Origin of the sequence: Agrobacterium sp. B1(2019), from assembly GCF_008274755.1 — a bacterium.
In the GTDB taxonomy this organism is placed as follows: Bacteria; Pseudomonadota; Alphaproteobacteria; order Rhizobiales; family Rhizobiaceae; genus Agrobacterium; species Agrobacterium salinitolerans.
The window spans coordinates 1,466,543-1,478,964 of sequence record NZ_VTPB01000001.1 but is presented as its reverse complement, the minus strand read 5'-3'; the positions used below and the strand labels follow the sequence as shown (position 1 = coordinate 1,478,964).

9 protein-coding genes are annotated in these 12,422 nt (G+C 58.4%); 6 read left to right on the top strand and 3 right to left on the bottom strand.

From position 1 onward, the window contains the following. Positions 1 to 18: 18 nt before the first annotated feature. Complete coding sequence (locus AGR1_RS07325) at positions 19 to 333, bottom strand: helix-turn-helix domain-containing protein (protein ID WP_080790894.1); 315 nt, start codon at positions 331 to 333, stop codon at positions 19 to 21. Positions 334 to 422: 89 nt separating this feature from the next. On the opposite strand from AGR1_RS07325, the gene AGR1_RS07320 reads away from it, so the two are divergent. Continuing rightward, complete coding sequence (locus AGR1_RS07320) at positions 423 to 1,193, top strand: SDR family oxidoreductase (protein WP_187772072.1); 771 nt, start codon at positions 423 to 425, stop codon at positions 1,191 to 1,193. Between the two features lie 23 nt (positions 1,194 to 1,216). Here the strand turns inward: AGR1_RS07320 and AGR1_RS07315 are convergent, their stop codons facing one another. Then, complete coding sequence (locus tag AGR1_RS07315) at positions 1,217 to 2,470, bottom strand: cytochrome P450 (protein ID WP_162927373.1); 1,254 nt, start codon at positions 2,468 to 2,470, stop codon at positions 1,217 to 1,219. Positions 2,471 to 2,553: 83 nt separating this feature from the next. Beyond that, a complete protein-coding gene (locus tag AGR1_RS07310) occupies positions 2,554 to 3,801 on the bottom strand; it encodes a GGDEF domain-containing protein (protein ID WP_149146585.1) in 1,248 nt (415 codons plus the stop codon). A 453-nt stretch (positions 3,802 to 4,254) separates the two neighbouring features. On the opposite strand from AGR1_RS07310, the gene clpP reads away from it, so the two are divergent. The 5 genes from clpP to AGR1_RS07280 all read left to right on the top strand — a co-directional run bounded on the left by clpP (position 4,255) and on the right by AGR1_RS07280 (position 12,304). Then, the gene (gene clpP / locus AGR1_RS07305; protein WP_003521529.1) at positions 4,255 to 4,887 is read left to right on the top strand and encodes an ATP-dependent Clp endopeptidase proteolytic subunit ClpP; all 633 of its coding nucleotides are present in this window, start codon (positions 4,255 to 4,257) and stop codon (positions 4,885 to 4,887) included. Between the two features lie 291 nt (positions 4,888 to 5,178). Then, complete coding sequence (gene clpX / locus AGR1_RS07300; protein WP_063951205.1) at positions 5,179 to 6,456, top strand: ATP-dependent Clp protease ATP-binding subunit ClpX; 1,278 nt, start codon at positions 5,179 to 5,181, stop codon at positions 6,454 to 6,456. 411 nt (positions 6,457 to 6,867) lie between these two features. Further along, positions 6,868 to 9,285 carry an endopeptidase La gene (gene lon, locus AGR1_RS07290; RefSeq protein ID WP_003521527.1) on the top strand — a complete coding sequence of 806 codons (2,418 nt, stop codon included), beginning with the start codon at positions 6,868 to 6,870 and terminating at the stop codon, positions 9,283 to 9,285. Positions 9,286 to 9,574: 289 nt separating this feature from the next. Then, on the top strand, positions 9,575 to 9,850 hold the full coding sequence (gene hupB / locus AGR1_RS07285; protein WP_003496481.1) for a DNA-binding protein HupB: 276 nt from the start codon (positions 9,575 to 9,577) through the stop codon (positions 9,848 to 9,850). Positions 9,851 to 10,105: 255 nt separating this feature from the next. Next, the gene (locus AGR1_RS07280; RefSeq protein WP_149146584.1) at positions 10,106 to 12,304 is read left to right on the top strand and encodes an esterase-like activity of phytase family protein; all 2,199 of its coding nucleotides are present in this window, start codon (positions 10,106 to 10,108) and stop codon (positions 12,302 to 12,304) included. Positions 12,305 to 12,422: the final 118 nt, after the last annotated feature.

The window sequence follows — 12,422 nt, the reverse complement described above, 5'->3', positions numbered from 1 at the left end:
GGTGACGGTCTAAAGCTGCTATTGCTCATCGAATTTGAGAATCGATGGAAGGAGCCCGGGAAAGCGGGCTTCCAAATCCTCGAGGCGGACGACGCTGATATTTTCGACGCCGTGTTTATGGGTGCGGATCAATCCGGCCTCACGCAGGATTCGCATATGGCTGGAAAGGGTTGAGCGCGGCATATCCTGGCAGGGCGCTGCCGCGCCACAATTTTGCCCGGCCTCGGACCCCCATAGTTTGCGGATGATGCCCATGCGTGCAGGTTCGCCGAGGGCGGCCAGCACGGCTGTAAGCGATATGTCCTCGCGAGCGGGATGAAAAAACTGAACCATGGGTCGGCTCTAGCATATGGATTGACAGGCTTCAATATTTCAATAAAACCGAAATACCGAATTACGGTTATTCGGAAGTTTAGATATTTATGGAGTTTTTAATGTCTGGAATATTCAACGGGCAAGTGGTCGTCGTCACGGGCGGATCGACCGGCATAGGCTTTTCAGTCGCCAAATTGTTTCTGGAAGGTGGAGCGTCTGCGGTCTATGTGACGGGCCGCAATTCGGCCAATCTCGATGCCGCCATCGCCAAACTTGGGAGAGGGGCGATCGGCTTCGTTTCCGACGTCGCGAAGCTCCCGGACCTGGAGCAGCTCAAGAGCCGCATAGAAGCTGATGGGCGGAAAGTCGACATACTCGTCGCCAACGCCGGCATCGCCGAGAATAACGATCTTGGTGAGACCAATGAGGCGCTTTACGACCGAATTTTTGATATTAATGTGAAGGGCGTATTCTACACGGTGCAGACCCTGCTGCCGGTGCTGCGCGATGGCGGTTCGATCGTGTTGACGGGGTCGATCGTCGGCAACAAGGGTATGGAAAGGCTCAGCGCTTACAATGCCTCGAAAGCGGCGGTTCGGTCATTCGCCCGCAGCTTTGCCAATGACCTGAAGGGGCGGGGAATCCGCGTCAATACGATAAGCCCGGGTGTCACCCGCACGCCAATTATGGAAAATGGCCTGAAAATGGATGATGAGAAAATCGCCGGTTTCAAGGCCTATTTGAAGGATGCGGCGCCGATCGGCCGAATGGCCGATCCTGACGAAATTGCCGAGGCGGTGCTGTTTCTGGCGTCTTCAAAAGCCAGCTACATCACGGGTGTGGAACTTTCCGTCGACGGTGGGCTGGCTCAGATCTAGAGACGAGGCTTCGCTGTCCCACACTACCAGCTGAGATCGAGCCGCTCCAGACCATGGAAATGATAGACGTCCTTCACCTTGGGCGGCTCGGCGATCTTCAGGCCCGGCAGACGTTTGAAAAGCAGGGGCAGGGCCAGATTGAGCTCCAGTCTCGCAAGCGGCGCGCCGATGCAGAAATGGATGCCGGCGCCGAAGGAGACGTTGGCGCCTTCGTTGCGGTCCGGCTGGAACGTCAGCGGATCGGAAAACTTTGCCGGGTCGAGATTGGCGGCGGCGAGGATGAGGCTGACCTTGTCGCCGCGCTTGAACGCGACGCCGTCGATTTCGACTGGCTCCAGAACCCAGCGTTGGAAAATATGCACCGGGGCGCAGATGCGCAGGGTTTCTTCCACCGTGCGTTCCGTGGCGGCATCGTCGTGGAACAGGACCTCGGGGGAGATGCCGCTTTCCAGAATGATACGCACGGAATTGCCGATCTGGTGTACGGTCGCCTCGTGCCCGGCATTCAACAGCACGATGGTGGTGGAGACGAGCTCATCGTCGGTCAGATACTGGCCCTTGTGCTCCGTATGGATCATGTGGCTCAGCAGATCGTCTTTCGGCTCCGCCCGACGCTCTGCGATCACGCTGCGCACATAGTCTGAAAATTCATGCGCGGCCCTGTCGGCCAGAAGTTCATCTTCGGGCGTGCGCTTGAACATGTACATGCCGACATAGGCATGCGACCATTTCAGAAGCTGCGGCCCCATTTCCTCGGGAATGCCGATCATGCGGGCGATCATCGTCACCGGGATGATATCGGCATAAGAGGAGAGCAGTTCCGCTTCGCCCTTGCTTTCGAAGGCGTCGATGAGGCGGTTGGCGAGTTCCTCTATTTCCGGCTTCATCTTGTCAACGTGCCGCGACACGAAGGCGCGGTTGATGAGAGTGCGCAGCCGTGTGTGCTCCGGCGGCTCGAGCTCCAGAAGCGAATGCTGCTCGGCGGCGTCGAAATGCTTCACATGTTCCAGCGGCTGCGGCAGGCCGATTTCCTCGCGGCTAGCCACATGCAGTATCTGCCGTCCGAAGCGGCGGTCGCGCAGAAGGGCGCTGACATGGTCGTAACCGGCGAAGAACCATTGCCGCTGCTCTTCCCAGTAGAAAGTGGGACATTCAGCGTGCAGAGCCGCGTAGACCGGGTTTGGGTCGTTGTAGAAAGCCGGGTCGCGGGCATCAAGGGAAATGCGGCGGTTGGCGTGGTCGATTTTGAGAAAGGGAAATGTCGCTGTCATGCCCATGGTCTATTCCGCGCGCCGCGCTTTGGGAAGGGAGACAAATCCATTGCGGATAACTCTGCGCATGTCACTGAATGGTTACATCATCATCGGCCGGCGATGGCGGATATCCGGTTCAGCGCCGCCACCTGGCGGTCGGCATTGTTGTCCATCGGATTTTCGTCGCGGTCCGAAGCTGGCACGACGACATTGGCCGAATTGACATGGATGACGGTACGGTTGCGCCCGGCCTTCTTGGCTGCATAAAGCGCGCGGTCGGCTTCCGTCATCATCGTATTCAGGTCGGCGTCCTTGATCATGGCTTCCGATATGCCGACGCTGGTGGTCACCTCGATACCTTCACCGCGCGAACTGATCTTCGAAAGGCGCAGATTGCTGCGGATGGCTTCCGCAAGCGCCGCGGTGCTGGAAGAGCTTTCCACTTCGGCAACCAGGGCGAATTCTTCGCCGCCCATCCTGACGAAAAGCCCGCGATCGCCGATCACACGCTGGGCGATATTGCAGAAATGCACGAGGACCGCATCGCCGGACTGGTGGCCGTATCTGTCGTTGATCTTTTTGAAATGGTCGATATCGAACAGCACCAGCGCCACGTAACGGCTGGAGGCCGGCGACCTCTTCTTGATGCGCTCAAACTCCTCCAGCAGGCCGCGACGGTTGAGAACGCCGGTCAGATGATCGGTCATGGCGAGCCGGTGAAGGCGCGTTTCCGTGTCTTCCATGATGATCTTGGCGCTGATCATGATGATGGCCGTGAAGCCGAGCATGCCGGAAAAGGCGAGCGCCGATGTCAGCGGAATAGCGTTGGGGGCCGCGGCATTGGCCGGTATGACGATGGATGCGACAAACGCTCCGGCAAAAGCCTGCAGGATCAGAATTGCGGCCAAAACCAGGCGGCTGCGTGAGGTGCGCGCCTTGCTGGCCAGAAGGACGCCGGCGAGCATGAAATAGCCGGTGGCGGCACTGGCGTGATAGAGCAGGATGCGGGGCACCATATTTTCACGCACGGGCGGCAGGAACATTCCGGCGATCCACAGTAGTGCCGGAATGGCGACCCAGCCACCGATTTTCCGCTGCTCGAAGCACAGCAGGCCCGCAAGCCAGAAACCGAAGGCGGAAAGTGCGAGCGTATTGCCGACCTGGATGGACAGAAAACTGGAAATATCTCCACGAAGCGCCACCATTACCGTGCCGATGCCCGTGGCGAGGAAACCGGCCGCGAAATAGAGATTATGCCGGCGGGAAGGGCGGTGCAGCCACAGCGTTCCCAAAAGCACGGCAAGGGTGAGCGTCTCCGCCGCCCACAGTAGCGTGCTCGTCTTTGCATCCAGCATTGCAAAATCCTATCTGCGCCATAATGCGGTAAAAGCGGGCCCTTCCGCACGAGGTGCGTTATGCCCGCTGGAATTGTTGAGCTGCCATTTCGCCCGGATGGGCCCATTCCCCAACGGGAACCGGAAATTCGCTGGCCAGTATCAGCAGCAAATACTAACGAGTTCTTGCCGGTGAGAAGTTATATCTGTGCATGGCGGGCGATTTTTTGCCGTCGTCGCGCGCCATAGTAAAAAAATGGTGGCAGCGTGGGAAAGAGGCCCGGCTGGCGCCGCCCGGTCCGCAAGCCCTGTCAACCTCGGCCTGAAAGGCCTGCAAACGCTGTTGAGCCGTTAAGGATATGCGGCTTCGTGTCTTGAAGTACGGGGCAGGGACACTCTATGTAGGGAGTATGAAGGTTAGAAGTGATTCCGGAGCGGATTTCCGCGAAGGGCAGAGTTTGACAAAGGACGGACATGAAAAATCCAGTTGATACCGCCATGGCTCTGGTGCCGATGGTCGTGGAGCAGACCAATCGCGGCGAACGCTCCTACGACATATTTTCCCGTCTTCTTAAGGAACGCATCATTTTCCTCACCGGCCCGGTGGAAGACCAGATGGCGTCGCTCGTCTGCGCGCAGCTGCTTTTCCTCGAGGCTGAAAACCCCAAGAAGGAAATTGCGCTCTACATCAACTCGCCGGGTGGCGTCGTGACCGCGGGTATGGCGATCTACGACACGATGCAGTTCATTCGCCCTGCGGTCTCGACGCTCTGCGTCGGCCAGGCCGCGTCCATGGGCTCGCTGCTTCTCGCCGCCGGTGAAAAGGGAATGCGCTTTGCGACCCCGAACGCCCGCATCATGGTTCACCAGCCTTCCGGCGGTTTCCAGGGGCAGGCATCGGATATCGAGCGCCACGCCCGCGACATCATCAAGATGAAGCGCCGTCTCAATGAAGTCTACGTGAAGCACACCGGCCGTACGCTCGAAGAGGTTGAAAAAACCCTTGATCGCGACCATTTCATGGATGCAGACGAGGCGAAGGACTGGGGCGTGATCGACAAGATCCTGACCTCGCGCCAGGAAATCGAAGGCGCCGCCGCGAATTGAGGCGCGCCGCTTTTTGACGTTTGTTTGAAGCCGCAAAAGTAATTTCGGGGCTTTCAACCGCCACAGAAAGCGATATTAGTATATATAAAGGCTATGTTGAGTTTTTATGACGTAGCTAGGTTTGATGGGGAATTCGTTGCAGCCGGGTATCAGCTCATGTATCTGATACCGGTTAGTACCCCGGGAAACGAGGCGGATACGGCGATGCACCCCAAGGGCTGCCGTATCGGCGGGCGGTAAGTTGACCGCGATCCGTTTGGCGGACCTGCGGCGTGCTGGAAGGAAAGAGATATGAGCAAAGTCAGCGGCAGCAACGGCGGCGACTCTAAGAATACACTCTATTGTTCATTCTGCGGCAAGAGCCAGCACGAAGTCCGGAAACTCATTGCCGGACCGACGGTGTTCATCTGCGATGAATGCGTCGAATTGTGCATGGACATCATCCGCGAGGAGAACAAGACGTCTATGGTGAAGTCGCGCGAGGGTGTTCCCACCCCGCAGGATATCATCAAGATCCTCGATGAATATGTCATCGGCCAGAAGCAGGCGAAGAAAATCCTGTCCGTGGCCGTTCACAACCACTACAAGCGCCTCGCGCACGCCTCCAAGAATGGCGATGTCGAGCTGGCGAAGTCGAACATCATGCTCGTCGGTCCGACGGGTTGCGGCAAGACCTATCTTGCCCAGACGCTCGCCCGCATCATCGACGTTCCCTTCACCATGGCGGACGCAACGACGCTGACCGAAGCCGGTTATGTCGGCGAGGACGTGGAAAACATCATCCTCAAGCTCTTGCAGGCTGCGGATTATAACGTCGAGCGCGCCCAGCGCGGCATCGTCTATATTGACGAAGTCGACAAGATCTCCCGCAAGTCGGACAACCCGTCCATCACGCGCGACGTGTCGGGCGAGGGCGTTCAGCAGGCGCTTCTTAAAATCATGGAAGGCACTGTCGCTTCCGTTCCGCCGCAGGGCGGCCGCAAGCATCCGCAGCAGGAATTCCTGCAGGTGGATACGACCAACATCCTGTTCATCTGCGGCGGCGCATTCGCCGGTCTCGACAAGATCATCTCGGCCCGTGGTGAAAAGACATCGATCGGCTTCGGTGCGACCGTCAAGGCGGAAGACGATCGTCGTGTGGGCGAAGTGCTGCGCGAACTGGAACCGGAAGATCTGGTGAAGTTCGGCCTCATTCCGGAATTCATCGGCCGTCTGCCCGTTCTGGCGACGCTGGAAGACCTGGATGAAGATGCGCTGATCCAGATCCTGTCCGAGCCGAAGAACGCGCTGGTCAAGCAGTACCAGCGCCTGTTCGAGATGGAAGATGTCGAGCTGACCTTCCACGAAGACGCGCTGCGCGAAATCGCCCGCAAGGCGATCACCCGCAAGACCGGTGCCCGCGGCCTGCGCTCGATCATGGAAAAGATCCTTCTGGACACCATGTTCGAGCTGCCGACCCTGGAAGGCGTGCGCGAGGTCGTCATTTCCGACGAGGTCGTCAGCGGTGTCGCCCGTCCGCTCTACATCTATGCGGACCGCCAGGAAGAAAAGACCAACGTTTCGGCCTGATCGGCTGATGCAATGTTGGACGAGATCAGGGCCCGCATCCGTGCGGGCCTTTTCTATTAGAACGACCTCACGAAACTTGCGTCTAACTTGACGAAGCCCGATTTTGCGTTTGGAGCGGATTGCGCTTTGCTGATAAAGTCTTACAACTGATTTGCAGCGCGATATGACGGAAATGTGAATTCCGTCGGCGACCCGGTTCCTGGTCATCAAGGATAACCGGAAATGTCGGGAGTATTAGCCAGCGCTGAGTTTTGTTGAATTTCACGGTCTTGCTGGTGCGTCAGGCCGTCTGTTCCGACGACTTGAAATCGGTGTTTCGAAACTCCACTTTCAGTCTCGAGAAATGAATGTGCCGGATGCCCCAAGCTGTCCGGCAAGGTGTCCCGAAAGGGACCATGGAAAGGAAATGATATGACGAACATCACGTCTGCGGCATCTGGCGGTACCTATCCCGTACTTCCCCTGCGCGACATTGTCGTTTTCCCGCATATGATCGTTCCCCTGTTCGTCGGGCGGGAAAAATCCATTCGTGCGCTCGAGGAAGTCATGGGTTCGGACAAGCAGATCATGCTTGTCACCCAGATCAACGCCAGCGACGACGATCCGGCACCGGAAGCCATCCACAAGGTCGGCACGGTCGCCAATGTGCTCCAGCTCCTGAAGCTTCCCGACGGCACAGTGAAGGTGCTGGTGGAAGGCAAGGGCCGCGCCCAGATCGACAGCTACACCGGCCGTGAAGACTTCTATGAAGCCACCGCGACGCCGTTGCAGGAGCCTGCCGAAGATCCGGTCGAGATCGAGGCGCTGTCCCGTTCGGTCGTCTCTGAATTCGAGAGCTATGTGAAGCTCAACAAGAAGATTTCGCCCGAGGTTGTCGGCGCTGCCGGCCAGATCGACGACTATTCTAAGCTCGCCGATACGGTCGCTTCGCACCTGTCGATCAAGATCACCGAAAAGCAGGAAATGCTGGAAACCGTCAGCGTGAAGCAGCGGCTTGAAAAGGCGCTCGGCTTCATGGAAGGCGAGATTTCGGTGCTTCAGGTCGAAAAGCGCATCCGCTCGCGCGTCAAGCGCCAGATGGAAAAGACCCAGCGCGAATATTACCTGAACGAACAGATGAAGGCGATCCAGAAGGAACTCGGCGACGGCGAAGACGGTCGTGACGAGATGGCCGAACTGGAAGAGCGCATCGCCAAGACCAAGCTTTCCAAGGAGGCCAAGGAAAAGGCCGAGGCGGAAATGAAGAAGCTTCGCCAGATGAGCCCGATGTCGGCGGAAGCCACAGTCGTGCGCAACTATCTGGACTGGCTGCTGGGTCTGCCCTGGGGCAAGAAGTCGAAGATCAAGACCGACCTCAATGCGGCCGAGACGATACTCGATCAGGATCACTTCGGTCTGGACAAGGTCAAGGAACGCATCGTCGAATATCTGGCTGTACAGGCCCGTGCTTCTAAAATCCGCGGTCCTATCCTGTGCCTCGTCGGTCCTCCCGGCGTCGGCAAGACCTCGCTTGCCAAGTCGATTGCCAAGGCGACCGGCCGTGAATATGTGCGCATGGCGCTGGGCGGCGTTCGTGACGAGGCGGAAATCCGCGGTCACCGCCGTACCTATATCGGCTCCATGCCCGGCAAGATCGTCCAGTCGATGAAGAAAGCAAAGAAGGCGAACCCGCTCTTCCTGCTCGACGAAATCGACAAGATGGGCATGGATTTCCGTGGCGATCCGTCGTCGGCACTGCTGGAGGTTCTCGATCCGGAACAGAACTCCACCTTCATGGATCACTACCTGGAAGTGGAATACGACCTCTCCGACGTGATGTTCGTGACCACGGCCAACACGCTGAACATTCCGGGTCCCCTGATGGACCGTATGGAAGTGATCCGCATCGCCGGTTACACGGAAGACGAAAAGCGCGAAATCGCAAAGCGTCACCTGTTGCCCAAGGCGATCAAGGAACATGCCTTGCGTCCGGAAGAGTTCTCGGTCACCGATGATGCCCTGATGGTCGTCATCCAGCAGTATACCCGCGAAGCGGGCGTGCGCAGCTTCGAACGCGAGCTGATGAAGCTGGCGCGCAAGGCTGTCACCGAGATCATCAAGGGCAAGGTCAAGTCCGTGGAAGTCACCGCTGCAAACGTTCCCGACTATCTGGGCGTGCCGCGGTTCCGCCACGGTGAGGCCGAGCGTGAGGATCAGGTCGGTGTTGTCACTGGTCTGGCCTGGACGGAAGTCGGCGGTGAGTTGCTCACCATCGAAGGTGTGATGATGCCGGGCAAGGGTCGCATGACCGTGACCGGTAACCTCAAGGAAGTGATGAAGGAATCCATTTCGGCAGCGGCATCCTATGTCCGCTCGCGCGCCGTGGACTTCGGCATCGAGCCGCCGCGCTTCGACAAGAGCGACATCCACGTCCACGTTCCCGAAGGGGCAACCCCGAAGGACGGTCCGTCGGCCGGCGTTGCCATGGCGACTGCCATCGTCTCCATCATGACCGGTATCCCGGTCTCGAAGGATGTGGCGATGACGGGCGAGATCACGCTGCGTGGTCGCGTTCTGCCGATAGGTGGCCTGAAGGAAAAGCTGCTTGCAGCGCTTCGCGGCGGCATCAAGAAGGTGCTGATCCCGGAAGAAAACGCCAAGGACCTGGCGGAGATTCCGGACAACGTGAAGAACGAGATGGAAATCATTCCGGTGTCGCGCATGGGCGAGGTTATCAAGCACGCCCTTATCCGCCAGCCGGAGCCCATCGAGTGGGACGGCAGCATCGAAACGCCTGTGATCGCAACGGTCGAAGGTGTTGATGACGGCAGCCAGACGATCGCCCATTGATACATGCATCGTCGCGAGGGGCGGGAATCGCCTTTCGCGACGGGTGTGCATAGAATCAATGCGTTAGGTGGCCCATCGTGTATGCGGCGCCAAGATCAGCGCAAGTGATGCGAATTTGGCACGAATATGTGGAAGGCCGGCAGAAATGTCGGCCTTTTTTGTGAAAAAAACTCCAGACCCCTTGTTTTTCAGGCGATTCCAGCGCTTTTGGGTTGCTGCGCGCGGATGCGAAGGTATTCTGCGCCGACTTAATTCCTAGTCGTTTCAAACCATTGAAAGGGGTGGAAACATGAACAAGAACGAGCTCGTCTCTGCTGTTGCCGAAAAGGCTGGTCTCACGAAGGCAGATGCTGCTTCCGCTGTTGATGCCGTATTCGAAACCGTACAGAACGAACTGAAGAGCGGTGGCGACATCCGCCTCGCTGGCTTCGGCAGCTTCTCCGTTAGCCGTCGTGAAGCCTCCAAGGGTCGTAACCCTTCGACGGGTGCTGAAGTCGATATCCCGGCTCGCAACGTACCGAAGTTTTCCGCAGGCAAGGGCCTGAAGGACGCCGTCAACTCGTAAGGTTTCCGGAAAGCTGCAACGTCCGGCGGCGGGCGGGCGGCTTTTCAGGTTCACGAGGAAACATGTTTTGACGCCCTGACGCCGTCACATCGACGCTAAAGCGGGTGGTGTTTCGAAACGCGGAATGTGCGCATAAACGCGAAAGCCCGGCTCCAGCAGTCGGGCTTTTTGATTCTCCCGCAAGGAAATGTCATGCCACTGTCATGTCTTTGACGCAGAAGCCATGGGGTATTTCTGGACCCAAGGGGGATTAAAATGGCGTTCCGATTTTCTCAAATGGCTTTGACTGCAGCTCTGCTCGCGTCCGCGGCCATCCCGGCCGCTGCCGAGCCGGTTTTCAACCGCATTGCATCGTTCCCGGTGGCGAAAAACCTTCCCGCGGACAAGGACGCCAAGTCTGTCACTTCGGCTGAAATCATTACCGCCAGCGAAGACGGCAAGACGCTGATTTATTCGGACAGCCCGCTTGGCGGCATCGGTTTCATCGACATCACAGACGCCAAGGCTCCCAAGGCCGGCGGTGCATTGTTGCTGGAAGGCGAGCCGACCTCCGTTGCCGTTGCCGGTCTGAAGGTTCTGGCCGGCGTCAATACGTCGGAAAATCGCGCCAAGCCTTCCGGCAAGCTGGTGACGGTCGATCTCGCCACGAAGAAGGTTGAGGCAAGCTGCGACCTCGGCGGCCAACCCGATTCCGTCGCCGTTTCCCCGGACAAGACCTTTGCCGCCATCGCGATCGAAAACGAGCGCGATGAAGAGGTGAACGAAGGCGCCCTGCCGCAGATGCCAGCCGGTTACCTCGTTACCGTCGGCCTGAAGGATGGTGTTGCCGACTGCGCGACGCTGAAGAAGATCGACGTTACCGGTCTCGCTGAAATTTCCCCGGAGGATCCGGAACCGGAATTTGTTTCGATCAACGCCAATGGCGAGATCGCGCTGACGCTGCAGGAAAACAACCATATCGTCATCATCGACGGCAAGACCGGCACGGTGAAGACGCATTTCTCCGCCGGCAAGGTCGATCTTGAAGGCATTGATACGAAGACCGATGGCCAGCTGAAATTCACCGACAAACAGGAAGGCCGCAAGCGCGAGCCGGACGCCGTGAAGTGGTTGGACAATGACCGCATCGTGATCGCCAATGAGGGCGACTGGCAGGGCGGTTCGCGCGGCTTCACCATCTTCGACAAGACCGGCAAGCTTCTTTATGAGGCTGGCACCTCGCTCGAGCACGCGGTTGCCGCCATCGGCCACTATCCGGAAAAGCGTTCCAAGGCCAAGGGGATCGAGCCCGAGGGTCTGGAAGCGGCGACCTTCGATGGCCAGAAGTACTTCTTCGTGCTTGCCGAGCGCGCCTCCGTTGCCGCTGTTTACAAGGATACCGGGGCAGAACCGCAGCTGACCCAGCTCCTGCCTTCGGGCATTTCGCCGGAAGGCGCTGTCGCCATCCCGTCGCGCAACCTCCTTGCCACGGCCAATGAGGTCGATCTGATCGAAGACGGCGGCGTCCGCTCGCATGTCATGCTTTATGAGCGTGCTGAAGGTGAAGCAGCCTATCCGCAGCTCGTCTCCGCGACAGTCGATGGTGCGCCGATCGGTTGGGGTGCGCTCTCGGGTCTGGTCGGCGATGCCGAAAAGCCTGGCATTCTCTATGCCGTGTCCGATTCGGTCTATGGCAATCAGCCGTCGATCTTCACCATTGATGCGACGAAAAAGCCTGCTGTCATCACCAGCGTGCTGCGCGTCAAGCGTGACGGCGTCGCCGCTCAGAAGCTTGACATCGAAGGCATCACGCTGGACGGCAAGGGCGGTTTCTGGCTGGCCTCTGAAGGCGACAGCGCCAAGCTCGTTCCGCATGCGCTTTATAACGTCAACGCCAAGGGTGAAATCAAGGCCGAGATCGCGCTGCCGAAGGAACTGCTCGCCAGCGATACCCGCTTCGGTTTCGAAGGCGTGACGATGGTCGGCACGGGCGACGACGCGACGCTGTGGATGGCCGTGCAGCGTGAATGGGGCACGGACGAGAAGGGCTTCGTCAAGCTCGTCTCCTATAATCCGAAGTCCAAGGAGTGGGGCGCTGTGCGTTATCCGCTCGACAAGACCGAAGCCGGCTGGGTCGGCCTTTCTGAAATCACCGCGCAGGGCGATAATGTCTATATCATCGAGCGCGACAACCAGATCGGCGACAAGGCCAAGATCAAGAAGCTCTACCGCGTTGCGATCGCCGACCTGAAGCCTGGCAAGATCGGCGGCGAACTGCCGCTGGTGACCAAGCAGGAAGCCCACGACTTCCTGCCCGACCTCAAGGCCCAGACCAACGGCTACGTCGTCGACAAGCTGGAAGGCTTCACCTTCGACAAGGCTGGAGCGGCCTATGCCGTGACAGACAATGACGGTGTGGACGATTCTTCCGGCGAGACGCTGTTCTTCAAGGTCGAGATGAAGGCGATCAACTGATTGCGCAGAGTTGTATCGATAAAGAGAAAAGCCGGGCGATTGCCCGGCTTTTTTATTTGGCGAAGAGAGCCACATGGGCTGTCGCCAATCTTGAACATTGCGTCACGAAACGAGCCGC

What these genes read in the sequence shown, in the direction of transcription:
- AGR1_RS07310 (WP_149146585.1), bottom strand. Translation starts at nt 3,801, where the DNA reads ATGCTGGATGCAAAGACGAGCACGCTACTGTGGGCGGCGGAGACGCTC.
- AGR1_RS07315 (WP_162927373.1), bottom strand. Translation starts at nt 2,470, where the DNA reads ATGGGCATGACAGCGACATTTCCCTTTCTCAAAATCGACCACGCCAAC.
- AGR1_RS07320 (WP_187772072.1), top strand. Translation starts at nt 423, where the DNA reads ATGGAGTTTTTAATGTCTGGAATATTCAACGGGCAAGTGGTCGTCGTC.
- hupB (WP_003496481.1), top strand. Translation starts at nt 9,575, where the DNA reads ATGAACAAGAACGAGCTCGTCTCTGCTGTTGCCGAAAAGGCTGGTCTC.
- AGR1_RS07280 (WP_149146584.1), top strand. Translation starts at nt 10,106, where the DNA reads ATGGCGTTCCGATTTTCTCAAATGGCTTTGACTGCAGCTCTGCTCGCG.
- clpP (WP_003521529.1), top strand. Translation starts at nt 4,255, where the DNA reads ATGAAAAATCCAGTTGATACCGCCATGGCTCTGGTGCCGATGGTCGTG.
- clpX (WP_063951205.1), top strand. Translation starts at nt 5,179, where the DNA reads ATGAGCAAAGTCAGCGGCAGCAACGGCGGCGACTCTAAGAATACACTC.
- AGR1_RS07325 (WP_080790894.1), bottom strand. Translation starts at nt 333, where the DNA reads ATGGTTCAGTTTTTTCATCCCGCTCGCGAGGACATATCGCTTACAGCC.
- lon (WP_003521527.1), top strand. Translation starts at nt 6,868, where the DNA reads ATGACGAACATCACGTCTGCGGCATCTGGCGGTACCTATCCCGTACTT.